This window comes from Desulfovibrio sp. DV (assembly GCF_001936595.1).
Taxonomy (GTDB): Bacteria; Desulfobacterota; Desulfovibrionia; order Desulfovibrionales; family Desulfovibrionaceae; genus Solidesulfovibrio.
In genome coordinates, this window is the sequence record NZ_MLBG01000069.1 from 1 (window position 1) to 24,988 (window position 24,988).

Genomic DNA, 24,988 nt, shown 5'->3' on the forward strand with positions numbered 1-24,988 from the left:
CCGGGGATCATCCCCCCGGCCGCCGGAGGCATCTTCTTCTTCTCTATCTTCTCTTCTCTCTCTTCTCTGCCCGCACACGACGGCCTACGGTCCGTCCTGGGACCGCTCGGCCGGGCGCATGTCCGGGCTGGTGTAGAAGAATTCGATGCGCCGGTTTCTGGCCTTGTTTTCGGGCGAGGTGGGCGGCACCAGGGGCTGGCTGTCGGCCAGTCCCACGGCCCGCAGGCGGGTGGTGGGGATGCCGGCTTTTTCGGCCAGATAGCGGGCGGCGGCCGCGGCCCGGGCCGCGGACAGTTCCCATTTGGACGGATAGGTGCCGGAGCCTTCCTCGTCGTCGGCGTGGCCGCGCACGGTGAGGTTGATCTTGAAATCGCGCAGGATTTTGGCCACGCCGTCCAGGACCTTCCGGGCGGCCGGGGTCAGTTCGGCCACGCCGGGCTTGAACATGACCGAGCTGTTGACCTGCATGAGCACGCCGGAGGAGTCGTTGCTGACGCCGGAGTTGTTTTTGACGGCCTGATCGGAGGTGATCAGCTCCTTGATCAGGATGGCGATTTCGTATTTGAGCTTGTTTTCCTGGGAGAGCTTGAATTCCGGGTTGCCCTTGATGGCGTCGGGGCTGATGAAGGTGGGCACTTTTTCCAGGTTCTGGACTTTTTCCTTGGAGGGCACGTTTTTGTCCTGGAAAACCAGGGACAGCTCGGTTTTGGTCTGGGGCTTGAGCGACACCACCAGCCACAGAAGCAGGAAAAAGGCCATCATGGCCGTCACGAAGTCGGCGTAGGCCACCTTCCACGAGCCGCCGTGGTGTCCGCCGTGCCCCTCGTCGGAGTCGCGGTAGATGACAACGGTCTTGCCGTCATTTTTTCCCACGAAGCGCCCCTTCCATGTCTTCCATGCTCGGCCGCACATCGTCGGGGATGGCCCGGCGGCCCATTTCCACGGACAAAAGCGGCGAGAAACCGGAGTTGAAGGCGGCCAGCACTTCCTTGACCACATGGAGCATGTGCTGCTGGGCCTTGGCCTGGTATTCCAGGTTGACGGCCATGGGGCCGACGAAGCCGTAGCTCAGTAAAATACCGAGGAAGGTGCCGACCAGGGCCGCGCCGATGCTGTGGCCGAGCACTTCCGGCGGCTCGTTGATCTTGCCCATGGTCAAGACGATGCCAAGCACGGCGGCCACGATGCCAAGGCCGGGCAGGGCGTCGGCGATTTTGGTCACGGCTCCCGGGGCGATCATGGCGTGGTGGTGCATGGTGGCGATGTCGGTGCGCATGAGGTCGTCGTAGCGGTGGGCGTCGATGCCTTCGGAGAGCAGGCACTTGATGTTGTCGCAGATGAAATAGGCCAGCTGTTTGTTTTTGGCCAGGTTCGGGTAGCGGTTGATGGTGGCGGACTGTTCGGGCTTGGCGACATGCGGCTCCAGGGCCACGATGCCGTCGCGGCGGGCGATGTTGATGAGTTCGAAGAGCAGCGAGAGCAGGTCGGAATAGTCGCCGGCCGTTGGTTCCTTGCCGGAAAACACGTGCATGACGTGTTTGAAGGTGCCAAGGGCGATGGATTTGGGCGAGGAGATGAAAAAGGAGCCCAGGGCCGCGCCGCCGATGATGAGCAGTTCGATGGGCTGGAACAGCACGCCCATATGGCCGCCTTCGAGCAGGAAGCCGCCGAAGACGCAGGCGAGAACCACCACAATGCCGATAATCGCGAACATGGCCCACCGTACGGGCGTGCTTTTGGGCTGCCCGGGAAGATACCGGCCGACGCAAAAGCGCCTTCCGGAAAGTGTCAGAAGAACACGCCTGCGGCGTTACCCTCCTGCTTTAGAAAAAACCGGCCTGTCGGGCAAGGGGCGAGACGCACTTCGGCCTCGCCCCGTGGCCTGGACGGCTATTTTGCGCCGTGGCACTTCTTGTATTTCTTGCCCGAGCCGCAGGGGCAGGGATCGTTGCGCCCGACCTTGGGGGCCTCGCGCCGCGTGGGTTCCTTTTTGGCTGCTTCAGCTGCGGCCGCCGCACCGGAGTACTGCACATTGGCGGTATCGTCCTTGTGCTGGAATTCCTCTTCCTGGACCTCGGCCCGGATGCGCACCCGGGACATGGCCCGGATCGCCGCATCGCGCATACTGTAAATGAGCTGCTGGAAGAGTTCGAAGCCTTCGCGCTTGTATTCCTGCTTGGGGTCTTTCTGGCCGTAGCCGCGAAGGCCGATGCCGTCGCGCAGGTGGTCCATGGACAGCAGGTGTTCCTTCCAGTGGCGGTCCAGGCTGTCGAGCAGGAAGTAGCGGGCCACTTCCTTGTAATGCGCCCCGGCCGTGTCGGCCAGTTCGCGCTGGCGGCCCTTGGCGGATTCGAGGACCGTTTCTTTTTCCGTGAGGTCGCCGCTGACCAGTTCGATCTTGAGATCGAGGATGTCCTCGATCTGGGCCGCGGCGATTTCCAGCAGTTCGGTATCGGGCGTGCCCTTGGCCGCTTCCAGCGGGGCGAAGATCTCGTCCACGATTTCATCGAGGCTGGCCATGACAAAGGCTTCCGGCTCGGTGGTGGCCATGAGTTCCCGGCGGCGCGAATAGATGACCTCGCGCTGCTGGTTCATGACGTTGTCGTAGTCGAGCAGCTGCTTGCGGATTTCGAAGTTGTGGCCTTCCACCCGTTTCTGGGCGTTTTCAATGGCCCGCGACACCATGCGGTTCTCGATGGGCTCGCCGTCTTCCATGCCGAGCTTGTCCATGAGGCCCTTTAAGCGGTCGGAGCCGAAAAGGCGCATGAGGTCGTCATCGAGGGCCAGATAGAAGCGCGAGGAGCCGGGGTCGCCCTGACGGCCGGCCCGGCCGCGCAACTGGTTGTCGATGCGCCGGGATTCGTGGCGCTCGGTGCCGAGGATGTGCAGGCCGCCGAGCTCGACCACGCCGGGCCCGAGCACGATGTCCGTGCCGCGGCCGGCCATGTTGGTGGCAATGGTGACCTTGCCGGCGTGGCCGGCCTGGGCCACGATTTCGGCTTCTTTCTCGTGGTTCTTGGCGTTTAGGACGTCGTGGGGCACGCCGGTCTTTTTGAGCATCTCCGAGAGCATCTCGGATTTTTCAATGGAGACCGTGCCGACCAGCACCGGCTGGCCGCGCCCGTGCAGCTCCTTGACGTCGGCGGCAATGGCCTCAAACTTCTCCCGCTGGGTCTTGTAGACGAGGTCGGGGAAATCCTTGCGCACCATGGGCTGGTTGGTGGGGATAGAGATGACTTCCAGGTCGTAGATTTCGCGGAATTCCACGGCCTCGGTGTCGGCTGTGCCGGTCATGCCGGACAGCTTTTTGTACATGCGGAAGTAGTTCTGGAAAGTGATGGTGGCCAGGGTCTGGTTTTCGGCCTCGACCTGGACCAGTTCCTTGGCCTCCAGGGCCTGATGCAGGCCGTCGGAATAGCGGCGGCCGGGCATGAGCCGGCCGGTGAATTCATCGACGATGATGACTTCGCCGTCCTTGACCACGTAATCCACGTCGCGCTGGAAGATGTGGTGGGCTTTTAGGGCCTGGAGCACATGGTGCTGCAGGGTGATGTTGGCGGCGTCGAACAGGTTGTCGATTTTGAGGATGTCTTCCATGCGCATGACGCCGTCGTCGGTCAAAAGCACGGTGCGGGCTTTTTCGTCCACGGTGAAGTGGGTGTCGCGGTGGAGCATGGGAATGAGCGCATTGATCCGGGCGTAGAGCACCGAGGAATCCTCGGCCTGGCCGGAAATGATGAGCGGCGTTCTGGCTTCGTCGATGAGGATGGAGTCCACTTCATCGACGATGGCGAAATTAAGCGGCCGCTGCACCAGCTGTTCCTGGTAAAACTTCATGTTGTCGCGCAGATAGTCGAAGCCGAACTCGTTGTTGGTGCCGTAGGTGATGTCTGCGCCGTAGGAGGCCTGGCGCTCCTCGTCGGTCAGCCCGTGGAGGATGACGCCGACGGTGAGGCCGAGGAAGGCGTAGAGCTTGCCCATCCAGGCGGCATCGCGGCGGGCCAGGTAGTCGTTGACGGTGATGAGGTGCACGCCCTTGCCGGACAGGGCGTTTAAGACCACGGGCAGGGTGGCCACCAGTGTCTTGCCTTCACCGGTCTTCATTTCGGCGATCTTGCCCTGGTGGAGGGTGACTCCGCCAATGAGCTGCACGTCGTAGTGGCGCATTCCGAGCGAGCGCACCGAGGCCTCGCGCACGATGGCAAAGACTTCGGGCAGGATGTCGTCCAGGGTGCGGCCGCCGGCCACTTCCTGGCGAAGCTCCACGATACGGGCGCGGATGGCGTCGTCGTCAAGGGCCTTGACCTGCGGCTCAAAGGCGTTGATCGCCTCGACAATGGGGCGAAGACCTTTCAGATAGCGGTCATTTCGCGACCCGAACATCGTCCGGGCAATGGATTTAAGCATGAGCGGGACTCCTTATGAATGCGGGGCGGCGTTTGCTGCCTCGAAAATCTGTCTTTATTGGGCCGGGCGATTGTCAGCCGATGCACTCCAGCCAGTGGCCGACGACAACGCCGTCCGGGGCGACGCTGCGCAGCTGGGTGACGCAGCCCGAGCAGCCGGTGACGATCTGTTCTCCGGGCTTGGGGGCGTAGATGGCCAGGGCGTTTTTGGCCACGGCGTCGGAAAGCTCCGGGGCGGTCAGCTTGGTCAAGCCGCCGAAGCCGCAGCAGGGGGTCTCCTCCTCGCGAAAGACGAGGCGTTCGCCCATGGCCCGGCGTAAAAAGCCCAGATCCTGGTTGCCGCCGGCCCCGTGGCAGGGGCGGTGGTAGCGAACCACCGCCGGGGCGGTGTTGGCCACGGCAAAGGTGGTGTCGCCCAACAGCTCGGCCAGGGAGACGAGATTGTCGCGCCAAAGGCCGATCTCGTCCATGGCCAGGCCCAGGTCTTTTCGGGCATAGGCCCGAAGGCCGCAACGGCAGGTGGCGCAAAAAACCACCATGAGCGGCCGGCCGGCCTTGCGCCAGGCCTCGATATTTTGCTGCTGCATGGCGGCCTGGGCGTCGGGCGCACCGGCATGGCCCAGGGTGCAGCCGCAGCAGGTAAAGCCCGGATCGGGCAGGACGTCGATGCCAAGGCCGGCCAGCAGCCGGTTGGCGCTGTCTTTCCAACGCGGGTTGGCGTGCTCGGCCACGCAGCCGGCAAAGAGCACGGCCTTTTTGCCCAGGTGGCGGATGTCGTAGGTCTTGGGCAAAAGCCAGGGAGCCGGGGCATTGCCCGAACCCATGGCGGCCAGGGCGTCGCGGGCCCGGGCCACGGCCTCGATGGGGACCGAGCCGGGGAGCAGGCGGGTCAGCGACCGGGCCAGGGGCCACATGAGCCCGGCCCGCTCGATCCAAAGCTTCCAGAGAAAACCGGCAAAGCCGGGATGGGAGGCGCGCAGCTCGGCCACCAGATCCGGGCCGCAAAGGCCGAGCGGACAGGCGTTTTCGCAGCGGCCGCAGGACAGGCACTGGGTGGTGAGGATCTCGGCGGCCTTGGCCGACAGCTCGGCCCGGCCCTCGGCCACGGCCCTCGCCAGGAAAAATTTGGAGCGCGGGGACAACTCCTCGCGGCCGGTGGCGGTAAACAGCGGACAGGCCGGCAGGCAGCGGCCGCACAGGATGCACTCCGGGCGACGTCCCTGGCCGTGCAGGCAATGGACGGGGGTCAGTTCCGTGGACACGCTAGTACGCCTTGTGGGGGTTCATGATGCCGTGCGGGTCGAACGCAGCCTTGACCCGGGCCATGAGGTCGCGCTCCAGGGGCGAGAGCTGGCGGTCGATAAACGGCAGTTTGGACAGCCCGACGCCGTGTTCGCCGGACAGGGTGCCGCGAAGGGCCAGACACAGGCCGAGGATGCGTTCCCGGGCGGTTTGGGCCCGGTCGCGTTCATCCGGGTCGGCGGCATCGTGCATGATGTTGACGTGGAGGTTGCCGTCGCCGATATGCCCGAAAAAAAGAATCTTCAGGCGCAGTTCCCCGGCCACGGCGGCGATGCCGGCGGCGGCTTCGCGCAGCCGGCCGCGCGGCACGGTGACGTCGTCGCTGATCTTGTCCGGCGCGGCCTTAAACGAGGCGGGATTGAGCAGCCGGCGCAGTTCCCACAGGGCTTCTTCGTCCTCCCGGGTGGCGGCCGGGCGGCTCCAGACCGGACCGGCCGGGCGGGTGGCCGTTTCCAGCAGCCGCAGGTCGGCGGCCACGGCCGCAGGCGAGCCGTCCACGCGGATAAGCAGGACCGCGCCGGCCTCGGCCGGCCAGGGCACCTCGCTGATCCCGGCCACGGCGACCATGGCCTCCCGACCCAGAAATTCCAGGGCGGCCGGCAAAATGCCGGCCCGAAACACGTCGCCGGCTGCAGTCAGCGCCGTGTCCACGTCGGCAAAGGCCAGGGCCAGGGTGGCGGTGGCGGCCGGCAGGGGCAGGAGCTTGACGGTCAGCCGGGTCATGAGCCCAAGGGTGCCTTCGGAACCGACAAACAGGCGGGTGAGATCAAGGCCCACCACGTTTTTATGGGTGCGCCCGCCAAAACGGACCAGCTCGCCGCCCGGAAGCACGGCCTCGATGCCGAGGATATGGTCGCGGGTGACGCCGTACTTGACCGCCCGCATCCCGCCGGCGCAGGTGGAAGCGTTGCCGCCGATGGTGGAAAATTTCACGCTGGCCGGGTCGGGCGCGTAAAAAAGCCGTTCCCTGGCCAGGGCGGCCTGCAAATCGCCGGTGACCACGCCGGGTTCGACCACGGCCACGAAGTCGTCGGGGTCAATCTCCAGGATGCGGTTTAAGCGCGCCGTGGACACGACAATGCCGCCGGTGACCGGGATGCAGTCGCCAACCGTGTTGGTGGCCCGGCCGCGGGGCAGGATGGGCAGGCGGTTGGCCTCGGCAAAGGCCAGGAGTTCGCGCACCTGCTCCACGGAGTCCGGCCGCACCACGGCCGTTGGCATGGCATGGCGGCGGGAGGCGTCGGTGCCGTAGACGAACATTTCCTCGGGCGAGGTGACGGCCGCGTCGCCGGGGAAGGTTTTTTCCAGGAAGCGGCGGGCCTCGGCGGAGAGGGCGGGGGCTTGGGTCATAGGGGTCAGTCTGCCTCGGCGGTCCAGGTCAGGGTGTCCACGGCTCCGGCCGCGTCAAAAGTGAACGACAGCTCGTTGTAGCCGCTCATGTCGGAGTAGCGCCACTGGTTGTCTTCCACCTCTTCGGGCGGGCCAAGCACGGCGGAGAGGCGCTCCTTGGGCGTGCCCCGGCAGATCTTTCGGGCAAAGCAGGACGGGGAGGAAAGGATGCGGATCTGGTGGAAGAACTGGCGCTGGCCTTCTTCCATGCTGTACAGCGACACCACCATGCCGTCGTAGGCAAGCGTGATGATCTCGTAGGGCTTGTCGTCGTGGGGGCTGGTAAACGGCACGGCCAACCGTTCCCGGGGCGCGCCGAGGTTGCGCACGACATCGGCTTCAGACTGCCCGAACAGGGCGGCCGTCTCGTCGAGGAAGACTTCCACCCGTTCGTCGGACTCGGCCGCCCAGGCCGGGCAGAGGCCGGCCGAGGCAAGCAGGACAAGCAGCGTGAGAAGAAAGCGGTAGCGGCCCATACAAAGGTTCCTTGCAGCGGTTTTGCCCTAGGCCGGAAGCGGGCCGGGGCGGGCAGAGGCGGTCTGTCCTTAGTGCCGCGCCAGTTCCCGGGCCGCGTCGCGGGCCAGATCCCGGGATTTGAGGTCGTCGCGGCGGTCAAACACTTTCTTTCCCCGGACCAGGGCGATTTCCATCTTGGCCCGGCCATTTTTAAAATAGGCCCGCAGCGGCACCACGGTCAGGCCCTTTTGTTCCACCTTGACCCGAAGGACGTGGATTTCGGCGGCATGGAGCAGCAGCTTTCGCGGCCGTTCCGGCTCATGGCCGAAATCGCCGGCATTCTCATAGGGCGCGATATGCACGCCGACAAGAAAGGCCTCGTCGCCCTGGATCTTGACGTAGCCGTCCTTGAAACTGATGCGCCCGGCCCGAAGGGATTTCACTTCGGAGCCGACCAGGACCAGGCCGGCCTCGAATTTGTCGATAATCTCGTAGAGGTGACGGGCCTTTTTATTGAGGGCAATGAGCTTTTCGCCCGATTCTTTCGCTGCCATGACATCCTTAGTGTGGCGCTTTCGCGCCCGATACGCGCCCGATGGGCGTCAAGGGCGCGCCCGCTCGGAGACCGTCGTTTGCAAGGCCCCTGATACGGCCCGGCAGCCCGGGCGGTCAATGGGCCGGATTTTCGTCCCGGTCAAGCAGGGAGGAATAAAACATCAGCTCGTCCGGGAACTGCCGGAAGATGGTTTCCTGGACCAGGGCATTGGTCCGGGTCACGGACGGGCTTTCCAGGACCAATTTAAGCAGATTTTTGCAATCGTCCATGGTGGCTTGGCGAATAATGCGCTTGATGCCGGGGATGGCCTGGGGGGTTAAGCTGATGCAATCGATCTGCATGCCCATGAGAATGGGCACGCAGAAGGGATCGGAGGCCATCTCGCCGCAAAGGCTCACCTCGATGCCGGCCTGATGGGCGGCGTCGACCACGTGCTTGATGGAGCGCACCACGGCCGGGTGCAGGGGCTGGTACATGTGGGACACGTAGCGGTTGGTGCGGTCGATGCCAAGGGAGTACTGGATGAGGTCGTTGGTGCCGATGCTGAAAAAATCCACTTCCCGGGCCAGCACCTCGGCGATCATGACGGCCGAGGGCAGCTCCATCATGATGCCGACCGGCAGTTCGGCGTTAAAACGCAGGCCTTCCTGGCGCAGCTCGGCCCGGGCCTCGGCCAGCATGGCCTTGGCCTGCCTGATTTCGCGCAGCCCCGAGATCATGGGGAACATCACCGAGATGTTGCCGGCAACCGAGGCCCGCAGGATGGCCCGCAACTGGGTTTTGAAAATGTCGGGGTGGTGCATGCACAGGCGAATGGCCCGCAGGCCCAGGGCCGGGTTGCGCTCATCAAGGGCCCCAAGGGTGCTCACAAACTTGTCGGCCCCGGCGTCCAGGGTGCGAAGGGTCACCCGCCGCGGCGACATGATCGTGGCAAGATCCAGGTATTCCTGGTAAAGTTCTTCCTCGGTGGGCAGTTTCACCCGGTTCATGTAGGAATATTCGGTGCGGTACAGGCCAATGCCCTCGCCGCCGTTGTTGACCACGGTCGCCACCTCGTCGAGCATCTCGATGTTGGCTTTGACCTTGAGCCGGTAGCCGTCAATGGTTTCGCCCGGCAGATGGCAGCCGCGCATGATGCCGGCCTGATAGGCCTCGAACTGGTATTTGAGGTCGGAGAGCCGGGCCAGTTCGTCCTCGGCCGGGGACAGCACCACCACGCCGCGCAGCCCGTCCACCACCACCAGATCGCCGTCGCGCACCTCGCGCTCCAGTTCGGTCACCCCGACCACGGCAGGGATGCCAAGGGTCCGGGCCAGAATGCCGGTATGGGAGGTCTTGCCGCCCTGGACCGTGACCAGGGCCATGATCTTGTCCGTCTGCAGGGAGGCGGTGTCGGCCGGGGAGACGTCGTGGGCCATGAGCACCACCCGGCTCTCGATGGCCCGGGTTTCGGCGGTCTGGCCGGCCAGCCGGGCCTGGACGCGGCCGGAAACCGTGCGCACGTCCTGGATGCGGTCGCGGAAATAGGGATCGTCCAGGGCCTCGAAGGCCTTTTCCAGGTCGGCCACGGCCTTGTCCAGGGCCCATTCGGCGTTGATGCCCAGGGTCTGGATGTAGCGCTTGGCCACGCCCGAGAGTTTCGGGTCCTTAAGGATCATCAGATGGGAATCGATAATGAGCGTGTGTTCGCGCAGTTCCGCCGGGATGCGTTCCCGGGCCTGCTCGATTTCCAGGCCGAACTGGGCAAAGGCCCGTTCCAGACGGGCGATTTCCGGCCCGACCAGGGCTTCGGGCAGGGTCTGGCGGGGCAGCGGTCCGGCCCCGGAGCGGTTGAGGAAAAAGGCCCGTCCGATGGAGATGCCGGCGGAGACGGGAATGCCTTTGAGGGTTGCCATGTCGGGCTGGTCCTTGGCGTACCGGCGGCGCGGGGCGGCGGTCGGCACGCGGTGGGCGTTGGGGTTGGCGGTCTAACGGAAGCGGTTGCGGAACAGTTCGCCAAGATGGCGCAAGGCGTCCACGGCGCCTGGTCCCTGGGCGCGCAGTTCCAGCTCGCTGCCATGGCCGGCGGCCATGGTCAGGATATCCAGGATGCTCTTGGCGTCCACCTCGGCCTCGTCATGGCGCAGATGGACGTCGCAGGCGAATTTCTGGGCTTCCTGGGCCAGTCTGGCCGCAGGGCGGGCGTGCAGACCCTGGTCGTTTAACACACGAACCCGCAGCGAGTAGCCGCTCTTGTCGGCCAGGATATCGTCAGCGCCCATGGTTGGGGCGAAAGGGGATGGCTCGGTCATCGTCCACCGTATCGGCGGTTGTCCCGGCGAAGGCGTCGGGCGGTTTTGCCGGCCCTCAGGCCGGCCACATGGAACGGGCGAAAATCCAGCCGGCGGCCAGGACCAGCAAGGCGACCTCCCGGGCCACGGACGGCCGGGTGGCGGCCCAGGCGGCCAGAATGCCGATCAGCGCCGCATCGGCCAGGGCCGAACCGGTCTCGCCCCGGGGCCGGGCCAAAATCCAAAAGACGGCCAGAAGCACGGCATTGGCCATCTTGATGCGCCGGCCGAGGTTGACCAGATCCCAGCGCTTGAGCCGCCGCAGCACCTGGAAGCCTTCGCGGTAGCCGGTGCGAAAGGTGATGGCCTTGAACACCTGGGCGGTGACAAACAGGACCGCCGCCGCGGCCAGCAGCAGGCTGTAGCGGCCGCTGGCCGCCAGACAGGCCGCCGAGATGCCCCACAGGCCCATGACGCTGGCGGAAAAAAACGTATCGCCTATGGCGGAGAGGGTGAATGCCGTTGTGGTCTTGACGTTGTCAAGCATTTCCGCTGGCGCGAGCCCCTGGGCTATTTTCTCCTCAAGCGACAGGAAAAGTCCCACCAAAAGCGGCGTCCAGAAAAAATGGGTATTGTAAAGCTTGAGATAGCGCTCAAAAACCTCGTTGCGAACGGCCGGATCGGGATAGAGCCGCACCAGTCCCGGCTCCATGGCATAGGCCAGCCCCACGTGCTGCAGGCCACGGGTGTTAAAGGCGGCTCCCACGAGGTAGCAGCGCAAAAAGCAGGACATAAGGGTCCTGGCGCTTAATTCACCGCTTGGCGTCGCCAATGGCGCTCCCTGCTCCTGCGGCCGCCCTTTGGCGGCGTCGCATCATTTTCGCCTGAGTCTTAACGGCAGCCGGGGTTTTGGTCAAACATCGCGGCCGGCCCCTGGGCCAGAAATCGGCCAAAGGGCGTGGCCTCGAGCTGTTCCCGCCAGGGCGGGCCGGCCAGCCGGGCCAGGTCGCCCGGCGTGTCGCAGTCGGGCAGCCTGGGCAAAATCCCCGGCCGGCGGCCGGCTGCGGCCAGGCGGTCCAGGGTCAGGGCGGCCACGGCCGGCGTGCTCCAGGGCATGTCGGTAAAAACGTCCGGCCAAAACCCGTCCCGGCCAAACCCGATCAGCCAGTAGCCGCCGTCGTCGGCCGGCCCGAGCACGGCCGGGCGGGTGCAAAGGATATGCGCCGCCCGGCGCAGCAGCCCCGGAGTCACCAGGGGCAGGTCGGAGCCGATCAGCACGGCCTTTTTTGCCCCGTCGGCAAAGGCCCGGGCCAGGGCGGCGGCCATGCGGGCCCCGAGATCGCCCGGGGCCTGGGGCAGGCAGCGCCGGGCCGGGCCGCACAGCCCGGCCACGGCCTCTCGGGCCGGGCCCGGGGTATAGACGATGCTGGCCGGCAGGCCGCAGGCGTCAACCGCAGCCAGGACATTGCCGACCATGGCCCGGTAGGCGCAAAGGGCGGCGGCCGGGCCGATGGCGGCGGCCAGCCGGGTTTTGACCAGGCCGGGCAGCGGGGCCTTGACCATGACCAGCAGGGCGGTTTCGCTCACGGCCGGTTTCCGGCCGGGGCGTTTGCCTGCTTTGGGCCTTCGGGCATGGCCGGGTAGTGGCGGGCCAGGCGGTGGGGCGAAACGCCCAGGGTGAAAAAGAGCAGCAGGGCCAGATTGCGCCCGGTGGTGGCCAGGATGCCCCCGGCCCGCCAGCGTCTGGCCGAGGTGGTGACGCAGCGGGGGGAGATGGCCACCCGCCCGCCGGCCCGGCGCAGGGTGCGCACCAGTTCCACGTCTTCCATGATGGGGATGTCGGCAAAGCCGCCCATGGCCTCGAACAGATCCCGGCGCAGAAACAGGGCCTGATCGCCGTAGGGCAGGGAAAAAAAACGCGACCGCCAGGTGGCCGCGGCGGCAATGAGGCGCAGCAGGACGTTGTCCGAGCGGATGGCCAGGGAAAAGGCCCCGAGTTCGGCCCGGCCCTCGAGCAGGCCGGCGGCCGCCTCGAAGGCCCCGGCCGGCAGGCGGGTGTCGGCGTGCAGAAATAAAAGATATTCGCCCGAAGCCACGGCCGCGCCGGCATTTTGCTGCCGGCCCCGGCCCGGGGGCGAGGTCAGGCCGGTGACGCCGGGCCGGTCCAGGGCGCGAAGCGTCGCTCCGGCCGGGTCGCCGTCGACAACGATGATCTCTATGGCCAGGCCGTAGCCGGCAGCCCGGATGTTGTCCACCAGGCCGTTTATGCGGCCGCATTCGCCAAGGACCGGGGCGATGACGGAGAAAAGCGGCTGGGGTGCGGACAACGGCGACATGGCGGCCTCGTGCTGCGGGATACTTGCCTCGGTGCAATAGATTTTTTTTGGGCAAACCGCTAGAGTGAGGCCACGACGTGGCCCCTGCGGCCGCGTCCGCAGACTGATCGCCAGAGGATGCATTGTCCATGCAAGAAGCTGAATACGCCACCATGTTCGGGTCCGAGGAGCACCACTGGTGGTACCTTGGCCTGCACGACCAGCTGCAAAAGGCCTTTGACCGGTGCCGGGGGTTGGTGAAGGGCCCGGGCCGGGTGCTCGACGCCGGTTGCGGCACGGGCAAAGCTCTCGATCTCCTGCGCGATGTTGCGCCCGTGGGGCTCGATCTGTCGGCCACGGCCCTGTCGCTGACCCGGCGGCGCGGCCCCTTTCCCCTGGTGCAGGCCTCGGCCACGACCCTGCCGTTTGCTGCGGCAAGCTTTGATGTGGCCGTGTCCCTGGACGTCCTGGCCAATGTGCCGCCGGCCGAGGTGCCGGCCGCCTTTCGGGAGCTTTTCCGGGTGCTGGCCCCGGGCGGGGCGCTGATCCTCAATCTGGTGGCCTTCGATGCCCTTTACAGCCAGCACGACCGGGCGGTCGGGGTGGTGAAACGCTATCAGGCCGACGAGGTGCGCCGGCTTTTGGCCGCTGCCGGCTTCACTCTGGAAATTTTCAGCTATTCCAATACGATCCTGTTTCCCATCGCCGCCCTGGTGCGGCTTTGGCGCAAACGCCCGCGTCCGGACGGCCAGGGGCCGGTGTCCGATCTTGCGCCTTTGCCCGGACCGGTCAACGCCATCCTGGCCGGGATTCGCAGCCTTGAAAATGACATGATTGTAAGGCATGGACTTTCGTTGCCTTTTGGGCTTTCCATATTCGCCCTGGCCCGCAAACCTGTCGCCGACAACCTGCAATCCGCCTGAAACGGGATATGATAGCAGCCCCATCTTCCCCAACACTCACGGTCGTGATCCCGGTGTACAACGCCGAGGCCACCATTGGCCGGCTGGTTGACGACCTGCTCGCCAATCCGCCCCTGCCGCAAACCGATGTGGTGCTCATAAACGACGGCAGCCGCGACGGCAGCCATCGGGAATGCCTGGCCTGTTGCGAACGCCATGCCGGCCGGGTGACCTATCTCAAGCTGGCCCGCAATTTCGGCGAGCATAGCGCGGTCATGGCCGGCTTGTGCCAGTCCGGGGGCGAGTATGTCGTGATCATGGACGACGATTTCCAAAATCCTCCGGCCGAGGCGGCCCGGTTGGTGGAAACGGCCGTGGCCGGCGGCTACGACGTGGTCTACGGCGCGTTCCGGGAAAAGTGCCACCATCCCCTGCGCAACTGGGGCAGCGCCTTTCACGACCGGGTGGCCACCTGGCTGCTCGGCAAACCGCCCCATCTCTATCTGTCGAGTTTCAAGTGCCTCAGCCGCTTCATCGTGGACCGCATCACCGACTATGCCGGCCCGTCTCCCTATGTCGACGGATTGATTTTTCGGGTCACCGACAACATCACCCAGGTGCCGGTGACGCACTGCCAGCGCCAGACCGGCCGGTCGGGCTACACCCTGTGGAAGCTCGTGCGGTTGTGGCTGACCATGTTCGTCAATTTTTCCGTGGCCCCGCTGCGCCTGTCTGCCGTGCTTGGGCTGGCGGTCAGCGCCTTCGGGCTGGTCATGGCCGTGTGGAGCCTGCTTGAAAAGCTGTTTTGTGTGGAGGTGCCGGCCGGCTGGCCCACGCTTTACGTCACCGTGGTCATCTTCGCCGGCATCCAGCTCGTCATGCTCGGCCTGCTTGGCGAATACGTGGGCCGGGGTCTGCTTGAAGCCAACCGCGCGCCCCAGTTCGTGGTGCGCGAGGTCCATGGTGGTGGCACGCCTGGCGGCCGGGAGCCCCGGCGATGGTAAGCCCGCTGACCTTGGTCCGCACCATTGACGTCCCCACCGTCGGCGACGACCGGGGGGCGCTTTCGGCCGTGGAAGCCGGCCGGACCATCCCCTTTCCCATCCGCCGCGTCTTTTACATGCACCACATGACAGCCGAGCGCGGCGGCCATGCCCATCGCGACACCGACCAACTGGTGGTCTGCGTGGCCGGTTCGCTGCGACTCGACCTCACCGACGGCTTGGCCCGCCTGTCCCACCGCCTGGACGACCCGGCCCGGGGCCTGTTCATCCCGGCCATGGTCTACATCGACATCCGCGACATTTCCCCGGGGGCGGTCTGTCTGGTCCTGGCCAGCACCCACTACGACATGGGCCGTTCGATCCGCAGTTACGACGACTATCTGGCTGCGGTGGCCAACCCATGAGCTTCGCCGGCGTTCGTCAGGCTTTTTTGCAGTCGTGCCGGGCCATGGCCGGGGAATTCCCGGATCTTGACGCCGTCAGGGACTGGTTTGCCGCCAAGGACCGCTGCCACCGTTTCGAGGTGCGCCAGGTCCCCCTGGCCAGCCTCAACCAGTGGCACTACGCCCCGGGACCCCTGCGCCTGGTCCACCGCTCGGGGCGGTTTTTCTCCATCGAGGGCATTCGGGTGGAAACCGGCTTCGGTCCCGCGCCGACCTGGGACCAGCCCATCATCAACCAGCCCGAAGTGGGCATCCTCGGCCTCCTGGCCCGGGAAATCGACGGCGTGCTCCATTTTCTCATGCAGGCCAAGATGGAGCCGGGCAACATCAACATCCTCCAGCTCTCGCCCACGGTCCAGGCCACCCACAGCAATTATTCCCGGGTGCACCAGGGCAGCGCCCCGCGCTACCTCGAATACTTCACCGAGCCCGGTCTGGCCCGGGTGCTGCTCGACCAGCTCCAGCCGGAACAGGGGGCGCGGTTTCTGCGCAAACGAAACCGCAACATGGTGGTGGCCGTGGACGGCCCCGTGCCCATGCACGAGGATTTCTGCTGGCTGACGCTCGGGCAGATCAAGGCCCTGCTCGCCCACGACAACATCGTCAACATGGACGCCCGCACGGTGGTCTCGCTCATTCCCCTGGCCGATCCCGACGAATCGCCGGATTATGGCCTGGTCGACGGGGTCACCGGCTTTGGCCTGGACATCTATCTGTCGTTTTGCCGCTCGGACAAGGAACGCCATACCATGGACCGGCTCATGGCCTGGCTGACGGCCGGCAAGGCCCGCCATGCCATGCGCGTCCTGCCCCTGCCCCTGGACCGCCTGCGCAGCTGGATGGTGACGGATACGGACATCCGCCACGAGTCGGGACTGTACTTTTCCGTCATCGGCGTGGACGTGGCCGCCAAGACCCGGGAATCCACCCGCTGGTCCCAGCCGCTTTTGCATCACAAAGGCCAGGGGCTGGTCGGATTTTTGTGCCAGCGCCACGGCGGCGTACTCCATTTCCTGGCCCGGGGCAGCCTCGAACCCGGCAACCGCGACGGCATGGAGATCGGTCCCACCGTGGCCTGCTCCGAAGTGGCCGCCCGATCCCAAAGGACTTGCCCCCCGCGTTTTCTGGAGCATTTTCTCGATCCGGAGCACCTCGTCGTGCGCTACGATACCGTGCAGTCCGAAGAGGGTGGGCGCTTTTACCACTTCCAGAACCGCTACATGGTGGTGGAACTGCCGCCCGGGCAAAACCTTGCCCTCCCAGAGCACTACATCTGGATGACGCTTGGCCAGCTGTGGCGCATGGCCCGGCATGGGCACGTCAATATCGAGGCCCGAAATCTCATCGCCTGCCTGGGCCTGCTGGAGACCCTGCCGTGAAGCTCCTTGTCCTTGGCGCATCCGACATCTTTGCCCGCCGGGTGCTGCCAAACCTCCCGGACCTTGGCGTCACCGGCCTGACCGTGGCCTCGCGAAGCGGCCGGCGTCCCGCTATCCCGGCCGGGCTGCCCGTGGCCTGGCAGGACGACCCGGCCACAGCCCTGGCCCACAGCCCGGCCGAGATCGTCTACGTCTCCACCGAAAACAGCCGCCACGCCGCCCTGGCCCTGGCCGCCCTGGAATCGGGCCGCCATGTCATCGTGGACAAACCGGCCTTCCTCGCCCTGGCCGAGGCCGAACAGGCCGCCAATCTCGCGGCCCGAAAAAATCTGGTCCTGGCCGAAGCCACGGTCTGGACCGACCACCCGCGCCCGGCTGCCGTCCTCTCTGCCTTTGCCGCCGCCGGCAGCGCCCCCACACGCCTGTCCGCCATCTTCTCCTTTCCGCCGCTGCCGGCCGGCAACTTCCGCCACCGCTCCGACTGTGGCGGTGGGGCGCTTTACGACCTCGGGGCCTACGCCGCCAGCCCCGGACGCTTCTTTTTCGGGACCGAGCCGGACCATGTCGCCTGCCGCATCCTGTCGCGCGGCCCGGAAGTGGATACCGCCTTCGTCTGCCACATGACCTACCCGGGCGGCAAAAGTTTCGCCGCTACCTTTGGCTTCGATACCGGCTACGCCAACCGCCTGGACATCCTCGGTCCCTCCCTGGCCGCCACCATGGACCGGGCCTTCACCCCGCCGCCAAACGCTGCCCTGGCCCTGGCCCTCAACGCCCCAACCGGCCAGACGAGCCAGACCACCCCGCCGGCCGACGCCTTTGCCGGCTTCTTTGGGCGCGTCTTTACCGCCATCCGCACCGGCCACGGCCAGCCCCTCGCCGAGGCCCTGCTCGCCGACGCCCGCACCCTGGCGCGCCTGCGACAGGCGGCGGCAGGCGGGTAGAGAAGAGGCGAGAGGCGAGGGGCGAAGACGGAAGAGGCCTCCGGCGGCCGGGGGATGATCCCCCGGACCCTGCAAAGGGGGAGAGTACGAGAGTGAGGAGTACACACTATGCCAGTCAATGTTTGGGGATATTTGAAAGAATACGAGGCCGAGCGGGGCGAGATACTGGCGGCCGTGGAAGCGGTGCTGGCCTCGGGCAAGCTTATCCTCGGCCCCAATGTGGCCGCCTTTGAGCGGGAATTTGCCGACTACTGCGGCGCGGCCCACGGCGTCGGCGTGGACAATGGCACCAATGCCGTCATGCTGGCCCTGCTGGCGGCTGGCCTTAAAGCCGGCGACGAGGTCATCACCGTCTCCAACACCGCCGTGCCGACCGTCTCGGCCATTGTCAGCGCCGGAGGCGTGCCCCGGTTCGTCGACATCGACCCGGCCACCTATTTGATGGACGTGGACAGGCTGGAAGCGGCGGTCACGCCGCGCACCCGGGCCGTCGTGGCGGTGCATCTTTTCGGCCAGTGCGTGGACATGGAGGCCGTGGCTGCGGTCGCCGCCCGCCATGGGCTGGCCGTCATCGAGGACTGCGCCCAGTCCCACGGCGCGACCCGCCACGGCAAGGTCTGCGGCTCCCTGGCCGACGCGGCCGCCTTTTCATTTTATCCGACCAAAATCCTCGGGACGTACGGCGACGGCGGCATGGTGCTCTCCGGCAGCGAAGCCATCGACCAGAAGCTGCGCCGGCTGCGTTTTTACGGCATGGAAAAGACCTATTACGCCCTGGAAGACGGCTACAACAGCCGGCTCGACGAACTCCACGCCGCCATCCTGCGCGGCAAGCTGGCCCATCTGCCGGCCTACCTCGCCCGCCGCCGGGAACTGGCCGCCCGCTACGACGCGGCCCTGGCCGGAACCTCGCTCTCCTTGCCGGCCACGGCCCCCGGCAACGAGCACGCCTACTATCTGTACGTGGTGCGCCATCCCCGGCGCGACGCGGTCATGGCCGGCCTCAAGGCCCGGGACGTCAACGTCAATATCAGCTATCCCTGGCCCATCCATACCATGACCGGCTATGCCCATCTGGGCTACAAGGAAGGCGACCTGCCGCACACCGAACTGGCGGCCCGGGAGATCTTCTCCCTGCCCATGTACCCGTCACTGACCGACGCCGAGCAGGACACGGCCATTGCCGCCCTGCTCGAAACCCTGGCCGAAGTCGGCGCGTAAGCGGAGGCTGTCCTATGGAATTCGGTGCCATTGCCCTGGCCATCATGGCCGCCTTTACCGGCGCGGCCCTGTACATCAATCTGGTCGAGCATCCGGCCCGGCGGGTGCTTCTTGACGGAGAGATGCTGGCCCAGTGGCAGGCCAGCTACCCGCGGGCCTTGTGGATGCAGGCTTCTTTGGCCATCGGCGGCTTTTTCTTCGGTTTGCTGGCCGCCTACTGGGCCGGCAAGGCGCTGTACGTCACCGGCGCGCTCTTTTCCATTGCCAACTGGGTGGTGACCTACCGCTTTATCATGCCGGTCAACCGGACGCTCATGGCTGCCGACCCGGACACGGCCGACGCCGCCATCCGGGCGCTTCTGGAGAAGTGGAACCTGCTCCACGCCTCGCGCACGGCCCTGGGATTTCTGGCCGTGGTCTGCTTCTTCCTGGCCCTCATCTGATTGCACGACCGGCCATGCCCCCGCCCCTTCCCGTACTTCCTCCCAGGTGGGTTTCCAAAGGGCACTGCCCTTTGGCCGCCGGAGGCACTCTTCCTCTTTTCCCATGCCCTCACTCCCGTCAGAACCATCGCCCATCCGACTCACATACTCCCCCCCTGTGGGATTCCAAAGGGCACTGCCCTTTGGCCGCCGGAGGCACTCTTTTATGACCCCCCACAACGGCGATCACGCAAGCATCTGTCGCGGCTGCCACGGCGGTTGCGCCGCCCGGCTGACGGTGGCGGGCGGGCGGGTGTTGCGGGTGCGGCCGGGCTTGGGATCGCCGTTTAATCTGGGCCGGATGTGCGTCAAGGGCCTGTCCGTGCCGGCGATGCTGTACCACCCGGACCGGCTGACCGTGCCGCTTAAGCGGGTTGGGGCGCGGGGGAGCGGGCATTTTGCGCCGGTCTCCTGGGACGAGGCTTTGGGCGACATTGCGGCGCGGCTGGACGGATTTCGCCGCGAGACCGGGCCGGAGTCGGTGGCTTTGGGCCAGGGGACCGGGCGGCCGCATTATTTCCACGTCATCCGCTTTGCCAACACCTTTGGCACGCCCAACTGGTATGAGCCGGGGCTGGCCAACTGTTTTATCCCCCGCATCACCGTTTCCAACCTGACCTATGGCGGCTTTGTGGTCGGGGATTATTACGGCGACACGCCGCCGCGCACCATTGTATTCTGGGGCCACAATCCGCTGGTTTCGGGGCCGGACGGCGAGCTGTCGTTTCCGGTCAAAAAGGCCCTGGCCGCCGGGGCGTTCGGCATAGCCGTGGACCCCAGGCGCAGCGAGACGGCCAAGCGTTGCGGCCTGTGGCTGCCGATCCGGCCGGGCACCGACGCCGGGCTGGCCCTGGCCATGATCCGGGCGATTATCGAAGAGGGCTGGTACGACCGGGAGTTTGTGGAGCAGCACACCACGGGTTTGGCCGAACTGCGCGCGGCCGTTGGCGCGTACACGCCGGCCTGGTGCGAGGCGGTGACCGGCGTGCCGGCAGCGTCGATGCTGGAGGCGGCCCGGCGCTACGCCCTGGACCGGCCGTCCATACTCGATTGGGGCGTGTCCATCGAGCAGAACCCCAACAGCCTGCAAACGGTGCGGGCGGTGGCCATTTTGCGCGGCCTGACCGGCAACCTGGACGTGCCGGGAGGGGACGTTTTTGGCGAAGACCTGATCGGCGCGTATCCGGTCCTTCGCCAGGAGTTGCCGGCCGAAGCCTTGGGCAAGCGCATCGGGGCGCAGCAGTTCAAGCTTTTGGGCGGTTTCCGGGCGTTTATGCCGTCAGCGCACATCCCCGGGCTTTTTTCGGCCATGCGCACGGGGGAACCCTACCGGGTGCGGGCGCTGCTTCTTTTCGGCAACAACCCGCTGGCCACGGTGGCCGATTCGCAGGCCGTGCTGGAATCGCTCAAAGCCCTTGATCTGCTGGTGGTCACGGACCATTTTCTGACGCCGACGGCGGCGTTGGCCGATTATGTGCTGCCCGGCGCCATGTGGCCGGAGATCGACGGCGTGATCGAGCTGCCGCTGGTGGCCCCGCGCGGTGTTGGCGCCCACCGCAAGCTGGTACAGACAGGGGAGTGCCGGCAGATCGAGCATATTTTAAACGATCTGGCCGGCCGGCTGGGCCTTGCCGGGGCGGATGAGCCGCTGGAGTCGATTTTCGATGCCCGGCTGCGTCCGGCCGGGGTGACCTTTGCCGAGCTGGCCGAGCGCGGCCTTGTCCTGGCCCGGCCTCACTACCGCCGCTACCTGGAAAAAGGCTTTCGCACGCCCTCGCGCACGGTGGAGCTTTTTTCCAAGCCGCTGGCCCGGCTTGGCTACGACCCGCTGCCAAGCTACCAAGAGCCGCCGGAAAGTCCGGTCTCCACACCGGACACGGCCCGGGAGTTTCCGCTGGTCCTGACCACCGGGGCGCGGCGGCTGGAATTTTTCCACAGCGAGGGCCGGCAGATCGACTTTCTGCGCGCCCGGCGGCCCGATCCGCTGGTGGAGCTTTCGCCGGGGACGGCAGCGCAGTGCGGCGTGGCTGACGGCGACTGGGCGCGGGTCACAAGTCCGCGCGGGGAAATCCGGATGCGGGTGCGGGTCACGCCGGACATCATGGATGGGGTGGCGAGTGTGGACCACGGCTGGTGGTTCCCGGAGCGGGGCGTGGGCCATTTCGGCGAACTGGAGTCGGCGGCCAACGTCCTGACCAACGCCGGGCCGCCGTATGATCCGGCCTTTGGCTCGTACCAGCTGCGGGGACTGTTGTGTGCGGTTGTGAAGGAGTGAGGCGTCAGGATACTTGCGGGCGACTTATTTAGAGACTATATTTGGTCCAGTTGCCGCAGGGAGGCGAACCCATGAAATTTTCTGAACAGATCAAGCCGATCAGTTATCTTAAGGCCCATGCTGCCGAAATCATACGCGAGTTGGGTGAGGGCGGGGAACCGCTGATCATTACCCAGAACGGCGAAGCCAAGGCCGTCCTGCAGGATGTCGCCAGCTATGAGCAGACTCAGGAAACCCTGGCCTTGCTCCAGATCCTGGCTCTGGGCAATCGTCAGATTGAGGAGGGTAAGGTTATCCCGGCAAACGAGGTATTTGAGGATATTTTGAGGCGTCGGAGAGCTGGTTGATGTCGTATGCGATTGTGCTGACTGCCGATGCAGCCAATGATCTGCGGGAAATCGATGCGTACATTGCCTGGAAGGATTCACGCGAGGCGGCCTGCGCAATAGTGGAAGCCCTTCAGGACTGTGTTGCCGGGCTTGTAGAAAATCCCGGTCGAGGCAATTTTCCCAAGGAATTGTTGGAATTCGGTATTCGGGAATTTCGCGAGGTGCATTACAGGCAGTACCGTATACTCTACCGCATCAGCGACAGGACCGTGTACATCCTGTGCGTGGCGGACGGCCGCCGCGACATGCCGCGGCTGCTTATGAAACGCCTGATCCAGCCCGGCAGATAATTTCTCCCCCCCGTTTCAATGGGGGCTGGGGGAAACGCTCCGGTGTCTTCCCTCAATCTGGGATCACCTCTCCCACGGTCCTCAGTCGACTGTCTCTTCCGTACGAGCAACCAACCCCTTGAAAAATTTCTTCAATCAAGGGGGTCCGGGGGGGATTATCCCCCCCGGCCGCCGGAGGCCTCTTCTGCTTTCTGTCTTCTGCCTTCTCCTCTCCTACTCCCCGGCCTTTTTCAATGCCTGATCCAGATCGGCAATGATATCTTCCACATCCTCAATGCCAACCGAAATGCGCACCATGTCCGGGGTCACGCCGGCTTCGTGTTGTTCGGCCGGGGTGAGCTGGGAGTGGGTGGTGCTGGCCGGGTGGATGACCAGTGTCTTGGCGTCCAGGATATTGGCCAGATGCGAGCAGAGTTTGACGGCGCTGATAAACTTCTTGCCGGCGGGAATGCCGCCCTTGACGCCGAAGCCGAAGACCGCGCCGGGACCGATGGGGAAAAACGCCTTGGCTCGGGCATGGTCCTTGTGGCTCGGGAGTCCGGCGTAGTTGACCCAATCGACGGCCGGGTGGGCTTCGAGGAACTCGGCCACCTTCTGGGCGTTGGCGCAATGGGCCTTGGCCCGAAGCGGCAGCGTCTCCACGCCCTGGATGACCAGGAAGCTGTTAAACGGCGAGGGCGTGGCCCCGATGTCGCGCATAAGCCCGGTGCGCACCTTGGTGCAAAAGGCCGAGCAGGGCGTGCCTTCAAGCTGGCACAACATCTCCCAGAAATTGGCCCCGTGGTAGGTGGGGTCCGGGGCGGTGATTTCCGGGAATCTGCCGCCGGCCGACCAGTCGAAGCCGCCGGCTTCGACGATGGCCCCGCCGATGCAGGTGCCGTGGCCGCCGATGATCTTGGTCAGGGAATAGACCGCGATGTCGGCCCCCAGGTCGAAGGGATTTAAGATCGGCGGCGCGGCCACGGTGTTGTCGATGATAAAGGGCAGGCCGGCGTCGTGGGCCACCTTGGCGATGGCCGGCAGGTCGTCCACGTTGCAGCGCGGGTTGCCGATGGATTCGGTGTAGACGAGGCGGGTGTTGTCATCGATGGCGGCGGCGAAGTTGGCCGGATCGGAAGAATCGACGAAGCGCACCTCGATGCTGAAGCGTTTGAGCGTGTGCTCAAAAAGGGTGTGGGTGCCGCCGTAGAGATTGAGCCCCGAGACGATGTTCTGCCCGGCCTTGGTGATGGCGGCGATGGCATAGAAGATGGCCGACATGCCCGACGCCGTGCACACGCAGGCCGAGGCCCCGTGCAGGGCGGCCAGCCTCCGTTCCAGCACGTCGGTGGTGGGGTTGCCTAAGCGGGTGTAGATGTAGCCGGCCTCTTTGAGGGCAAAGAGGTTGGCGGCGTGCTCGGGATCGCGAAATAAAAAGCTGGTGGTCTGGTGGATGGGCACGGCCCGGGACAGGGAGTCGGTATCCGGCGTGTGGCCGGCGTGCAGGGCCAGGGTCTGGGCGTGCCAGGGGGTATTGGGCATGGGCGATACCTCGGTTGTTTGGCGATGGCGGCCCGACGGGATCGGGCATAATGCCGCTATATACCGGACTGTCCCGGTAGGAAAGAGCAAAGTGATGCGCCTTGGTTCTTGACAAGGCGGGGTGTGAAACCCACCATGCGACGTTCGCCCGTCCGGGCCGGATTTGTCCTTTGCATGACCGGAGGTTGTCCCATGCGGTTGCACGCATTCTACCATGTCCCCTTTGAAGATGTCGGCGCTATTGGCCTGTGGGCCGCCGAGCGCGGCCATGAAGTCACGGCCACCAGCTTTTTTGCCGATGAAACGCCGCCGGCGGCTGCCGACTACGACATGCTCGTGGTCATGGGCGGTCCCATGGGCGCCTATGACGAGAAAGAGTATCCGTGGCTGGCCGGCGAGAAAAAGGCCATCGAGGCGGCGGTTGCGGCCGGCAAGGCCGTCTGCGGCGTGTGCCTGGGGGCGCAGCTCCTGTCCGTGGTCCTTGGCGGGTCGGTATCGCGCAATCCCGAGCCGGAAATCGGCTGGTTCAAGGTCCAGATGACCCCTGAGGGGCTGGCCGAGCCGGTTTTTGCCGGGTTCCCGGAGTCCTACTACGCCTTCCACTGGCATGGCGACACGTTTGCCATCCCGCCCGGAGCCGTCCATGCGGCCAGCTCGGCGGCCTGTGCCAACCAGGCCTTTGTCTACAATCGCAAGGTGGTGGGCCTGCAATACCATCTGGAAACAACGCCCGTGGGAATGCAGCGCCTGATCAAATACTGCGCCCAGGACGTGGCCGTTCCCGGCCCGACCGTGCACCATCCCAAGCAGATGCACGCCGGGCGCGAGGTCTTTAAAGATCTCAAGACCCTGACCTACCAGTTCCTCGACGCCCTGGCCGGGGTCTGAGGCAGGCGCGATAAAGCCCGGCGGGGCAAAGGAGTGGGCGATGCGGAGAAAAGAGCGTGAAATCAAGGATAAGGCCGTCCTCGAACAATTGCTCATGCAGGCGCAGATCTGCCGCCTGGGTATGTACGATGGGGAGTGGCCCTACGTCGTGCCGGTCAACATGGGCTACGACGCCGGGCGCATCTATTTCCATTCGTTTAAAAAGGGCAAGAAGATAGACATCTTGCGCCAATACCCCAGGGTCTGCTTCGAGGTGGATAGCGACGTGGAGATCGTCACCGGCGAGCTGCCCTGCGACTGGACCACCAACTACAAGTCGGTCATCGGCTTCGGCACGGCGGTCCTGGTCGAGGATGAGGCGGAAAAGCTGGCCGGGATGCGCATTCTCATGCGCCGCCATGGCGGGCCGGTGGACGGGTTCAAGCCCGAGCACTTTCCGGTCATGGCCGTGGTGCGCATCGACATCGCCTCCATGACCGGCAAGGCCAATCCGCCGCATGGCGAGTGGGGGTAGTGTTTTAGAAAGAATGCTCCGGCGGCGGGGATGGAATCCCCC

General features: G+C 65.5%; 25 protein-coding genes. 12 read left to right on the forward strand and 13 right to left on the reverse strand.

The features are described 5' to 3' along the window. Positions 1-84: 84 nt before the first annotated feature. The 12 genes from DVDV_RS14470 to DVDV_RS14525 form a co-directional block, all read right to left on the reverse strand. Positions 85-873, reverse strand: a complete 789-nt coding sequence (locus DVDV_RS14470) for a flagellar motor protein MotB (protein WP_075355351.1) — start codon at positions 871-873, stop codon at positions 85-87. After that, a complete protein-coding gene (gene motA / locus DVDV_RS14475; protein ID WP_075355352.1) occupies positions 860-1,714 on the reverse strand; it encodes a flagellar motor stator protein MotA in 855 nt (284 codons plus the stop codon). Before motA ends, DVDV_RS14470 begins: the two co-directional genes overlap by 14 nt. A gap of 176 nt (positions 1,715-1,890) precedes the next feature. Further along, positions 1,891-4,407 (reverse strand): preprotein translocase subunit SecA, encoded by a 2,517-nt coding sequence (secA, locus tag DVDV_RS14480; RefSeq protein ID WP_075355353.1) that lies wholly within the window; start codon positions 4,405-4,407, stop codon positions 1,891-1,893. A gap of 73 nt (positions 4,408-4,480) precedes the next feature. After that, complete coding sequence (locus DVDV_RS14485; RefSeq protein ID WP_075355354.1) at positions 4,481-5,668, reverse strand: (Fe-S)-binding protein; 1,188 nt, start codon at positions 5,666-5,668, stop codon at positions 4,481-4,483. Between the two features lies 1 nt (position 5,669). Next, the gene (locus DVDV_RS14490; RefSeq protein ID WP_075355355.1) at positions 5,670-7,058 is read right to left on the reverse strand and encodes an FAD-binding oxidoreductase; all 1,389 of its coding nucleotides are present in this window, start codon (positions 7,056-7,058) and stop codon (positions 5,670-5,672) included. Positions 7,059-7,063: 5 nt separating this feature from the next. After that, positions 7,064-7,573 carry a hypothetical protein gene (locus DVDV_RS14495; protein WP_075355356.1) on the reverse strand — a complete coding sequence of 170 codons (510 nt, stop codon included), beginning with the start codon at positions 7,571-7,573 and terminating at the stop codon, positions 7,064-7,066. Positions 7,574-7,642: 69 nt separating this feature from the next. Continuing rightward, positions 7,643-8,107: an SsrA-binding protein SmpB gene (gene smpB / locus DVDV_RS14500; protein ID WP_075355357.1), complete on the reverse strand. Its 465-nt coding sequence runs from the start codon at positions 8,105-8,107 to the stop codon at positions 7,643-7,645. A gap of 115 nt (positions 8,108-8,222) precedes the next feature. Beyond that, complete coding sequence (ptsP, locus tag DVDV_RS14505; protein ID WP_075355358.1) at positions 8,223-10,004, reverse strand: phosphoenolpyruvate--protein phosphotransferase; 1,782 nt, start codon at positions 10,002-10,004, stop codon at positions 8,223-8,225. 72 nt (positions 10,005-10,076) lie between these two features. Further along, on the reverse strand, positions 10,077-10,400 hold the full coding sequence (locus tag DVDV_RS14510) for an HPr family phosphocarrier protein (protein ID WP_075355359.1): 324 nt from the start codon (positions 10,398-10,400) through the stop codon (positions 10,077-10,079). 55 nt (positions 10,401-10,455) lie between these two features. Next, positions 10,456-11,211, reverse strand: a complete 756-nt coding sequence (locus DVDV_RS14515) for a PTS system mannose/fructose/sorbose family transporter subunit IID (RefSeq protein WP_075355360.1) — start codon at positions 11,209-11,211, stop codon at positions 10,456-10,458. A 59-nt stretch (positions 11,212-11,270) separates the two neighbouring features. Further along, a complete protein-coding gene (locus DVDV_RS14520) occupies positions 11,271-11,966 on the reverse strand; it encodes a TIGR04282 family arsenosugar biosynthesis glycosyltransferase (RefSeq protein ID WP_254845389.1) in 696 nt (231 codons plus the stop codon). Then, positions 11,963-12,715 carry a TIGR04283 family arsenosugar biosynthesis glycosyltransferase gene (locus tag DVDV_RS14525; protein ID WP_075355361.1) on the reverse strand — a complete coding sequence of 251 codons (753 nt, stop codon included), beginning with the start codon at positions 12,713-12,715 and terminating at the stop codon, positions 11,963-11,965. Before DVDV_RS14525 ends, DVDV_RS14520 begins: the two co-directional genes overlap by 4 nt. A gap of 128 nt (positions 12,716-12,843) precedes the next feature. On the opposite strand from DVDV_RS14525, the gene DVDV_RS14530 reads away from it, so the two are divergent. The 10 genes from DVDV_RS14530 to DVDV_RS14575 all read left to right on the forward strand — a co-directional run bounded on the left by DVDV_RS14530 (position 12,844) and on the right by DVDV_RS14575 (position 22,023). Then, positions 12,844-13,617, forward strand: a complete 774-nt coding sequence (locus tag DVDV_RS14530) for a class I SAM-dependent methyltransferase (RefSeq protein WP_075355362.1) — start codon at positions 12,844-12,846, stop codon at positions 13,615-13,617. Between the two features lie 8 nt (positions 13,618-13,625). Further along, on the forward strand, positions 13,626-14,600 hold the full coding sequence (locus DVDV_RS14535; protein WP_075355363.1) for a glycosyltransferase family 2 protein: 975 nt from the start codon (positions 13,626-13,628) through the stop codon (positions 14,598-14,600). Next, the gene (locus tag DVDV_RS14540) at positions 14,594-15,004 is read left to right on the forward strand and encodes an FdtA/QdtA family cupin domain-containing protein (RefSeq protein ID WP_075355364.1); all 411 of its coding nucleotides are present in this window, start codon (positions 14,594-14,596) and stop codon (positions 15,002-15,004) included. Before DVDV_RS14535 ends, DVDV_RS14540 begins: the two co-directional genes overlap by 7 nt. Next, positions 15,001-16,422 carry an NDP-hexose 2,3-dehydratase family protein gene (locus DVDV_RS14545; RefSeq protein ID WP_075355365.1) on the forward strand — a complete coding sequence of 474 codons (1,422 nt, stop codon included), beginning with the start codon at positions 15,001-15,003 and terminating at the stop codon, positions 16,420-16,422. Before DVDV_RS14540 ends, DVDV_RS14545 begins: the two co-directional genes overlap by 4 nt. Next, the gene (locus DVDV_RS14550; protein ID WP_075355366.1) at positions 16,419-17,366 is read left to right on the forward strand and encodes a Gfo/Idh/MocA family protein; all 948 of its coding nucleotides are present in this window, start codon (positions 16,419-16,421) and stop codon (positions 17,364-17,366) included. The genes DVDV_RS14545 and DVDV_RS14550 overlap by 4 nt, the downstream gene beginning before the upstream one ends. A 108-nt stretch (positions 17,367-17,474) precedes the next feature. Further along, positions 17,475-18,587, forward strand: a complete 1,113-nt coding sequence (locus DVDV_RS14555; protein WP_075355367.1) for a DegT/DnrJ/EryC1/StrS aminotransferase family protein — start codon at positions 17,475-17,477, stop codon at positions 18,585-18,587. 14 nt (positions 18,588-18,601) lie between these two features. After that, positions 18,602-19,030, forward strand: a complete 429-nt coding sequence (locus tag DVDV_RS14560) for a DUF1772 domain-containing protein (protein WP_075355368.1) — start codon at positions 18,602-18,604, stop codon at positions 19,028-19,030. A 205-nt stretch (positions 19,031-19,235) separates the two neighbouring features. Next, a complete protein-coding gene (locus DVDV_RS14565) occupies positions 19,236-21,344 on the forward strand; it encodes a molybdopterin-dependent oxidoreductase (RefSeq protein WP_075355369.1) in 2,109 nt (702 codons plus the stop codon). 71 nt (positions 21,345-21,415) lie between these two features. Further along, a complete protein-coding gene (locus DVDV_RS14570; protein ID WP_075355370.1) occupies positions 21,416-21,691 on the forward strand; it encodes a type II toxin-antitoxin system Phd/YefM family antitoxin in 276 nt (91 codons plus the stop codon). Then, positions 21,691-22,023: a type II toxin-antitoxin system RelE/ParE family toxin gene (locus DVDV_RS14575; protein WP_075355371.1), complete on the forward strand. Its 333-nt coding sequence runs from the start codon at positions 21,691-21,693 to the stop codon at positions 22,021-22,023. The genes DVDV_RS14570 and DVDV_RS14575 overlap by 1 nt, the downstream gene beginning before the upstream one ends. A gap of 213 nt (positions 22,024-22,236) precedes the next feature. Here DVDV_RS14575 and DVDV_RS14580 read toward each other — a convergent pair whose 3' ends face one another. Beyond that, a complete protein-coding gene (locus DVDV_RS14580; RefSeq protein WP_075355372.1) occupies positions 22,237-23,544 on the reverse strand; it encodes an O-acetylhomoserine aminocarboxypropyltransferase/cysteine synthase family protein in 1,308 nt (435 codons plus the stop codon). Between the two features lie 192 nt (positions 23,545-23,736). Here DVDV_RS14580 and DVDV_RS14585 point away from each other — a divergent pair, with 192 nt between their 5' ends. Beyond that, positions 23,737-24,432 carry a type 1 glutamine amidotransferase gene (locus DVDV_RS14585; protein ID WP_075355373.1) on the forward strand — a complete coding sequence of 232 codons (696 nt, stop codon included), beginning with the start codon at positions 23,737-23,739 and terminating at the stop codon, positions 24,430-24,432. Positions 24,433-24,472: 40 nt separating this feature from the next. Next, on the forward strand, positions 24,473-24,946 hold the full coding sequence (locus tag DVDV_RS14590; RefSeq protein ID WP_075355374.1) for a pyridoxamine 5'-phosphate oxidase family protein: 474 nt from the start codon (positions 24,473-24,475) through the stop codon (positions 24,944-24,946). Positions 24,947-24,988 lie beyond the last annotated feature (42 nt).

Excerpts from the sequence above, each read along its gene's own strand:
- motA (WP_075355352.1), bottom strand. The coding sequence starts at position 1,714 with ATGTTCGCGATTATCGGCATTGTGGTGGTTCTCGCCTGCGTCTTCGGC.
- secA (WP_075355353.1), bottom strand. The coding sequence starts at position 4,407 with ATGCTTAAATCCATTGCCCGGACGATGTTCGGGTCGCGAAATGACCGC.
- DVDV_RS14490 (WP_075355355.1), bottom strand. The coding sequence starts at position 7,058 with ATGACCCAAGCCCCCGCCCTCTCCGCCGAGGCCCGCCGCTTCCTGGAA.
- DVDV_RS14495 (WP_075355356.1), bottom strand. The coding sequence starts at position 7,573 with ATGGGCCGCTACCGCTTTCTTCTCACGCTGCTTGTCCTGCTTGCCTCG.
- smpB (WP_075355357.1), bottom strand. The coding sequence starts at position 8,107 with ATGGCAGCGAAAGAATCGGGCGAAAAGCTCATTGCCCTCAATAAAAAG.
- ptsP (WP_075355358.1), bottom strand. The coding sequence starts at position 10,004 with ATGGCAACCCTCAAAGGCATTCCCGTCTCCGCCGGCATCTCCATCGGA.
- DVDV_RS14510 (WP_075355359.1), bottom strand. The coding sequence starts at position 10,400 with ATGACCGAGCCATCCCCTTTCGCCCCAACCATGGGCGCTGACGATATC.
- DVDV_RS14525 (WP_075355361.1), bottom strand. The coding sequence starts at position 12,715 with ATGTCGCCGTTGTCCGCACCCCAGCCGCTTTTCTCCGTCATCGCCCCG.
- DVDV_RS14530 (WP_075355362.1), top strand. The coding sequence starts at position 12,844 with ATGCAAGAAGCTGAATACGCCACCATGTTCGGGTCCGAGGAGCACCAC.
- DVDV_RS14535 (WP_075355363.1), top strand. The coding sequence starts at position 13,626 with ATGATAGCAGCCCCATCTTCCCCAACACTCACGGTCGTGATCCCGGTG.
- DVDV_RS14540 (WP_075355364.1), top strand. The coding sequence starts at position 14,594 with ATGGTAAGCCCGCTGACCTTGGTCCGCACCATTGACGTCCCCACCGTC.
- DVDV_RS14545 (WP_075355365.1), top strand. The coding sequence starts at position 15,001 with ATGAGCTTCGCCGGCGTTCGTCAGGCTTTTTTGCAGTCGTGCCGGGCC.
- DVDV_RS14555 (WP_075355367.1), top strand. The coding sequence starts at position 17,475 with ATGCCAGTCAATGTTTGGGGATATTTGAAAGAATACGAGGCCGAGCGG.
- DVDV_RS14560 (WP_075355368.1), top strand. The coding sequence starts at position 18,602 with ATGGAATTCGGTGCCATTGCCCTGGCCATCATGGCCGCCTTTACCGGC.
- DVDV_RS14565 (WP_075355369.1), top strand. The coding sequence starts at position 19,236 with ATGACCCCCCACAACGGCGATCACGCAAGCATCTGTCGCGGCTGCCAC.
- DVDV_RS14570 (WP_075355370.1), top strand. The coding sequence starts at position 21,416 with ATGAAATTTTCTGAACAGATCAAGCCGATCAGTTATCTTAAGGCCCAT.
- DVDV_RS14575 (WP_075355371.1), top strand. The coding sequence starts at position 21,691 with ATGTCGTATGCGATTGTGCTGACTGCCGATGCAGCCAATGATCTGCGG.
- DVDV_RS14580 (WP_075355372.1), bottom strand. The coding sequence starts at position 23,544 with ATGCCCAATACCCCCTGGCACGCCCAGACCCTGGCCCTGCACGCCGGC.
- DVDV_RS14585 (WP_075355373.1), top strand. The coding sequence starts at position 23,737 with ATGCGGTTGCACGCATTCTACCATGTCCCCTTTGAAGATGTCGGCGCT.
- DVDV_RS14590 (WP_075355374.1), top strand. The coding sequence starts at position 24,473 with ATGCGGAGAAAAGAGCGTGAAATCAAGGATAAGGCCGTCCTCGAACAA.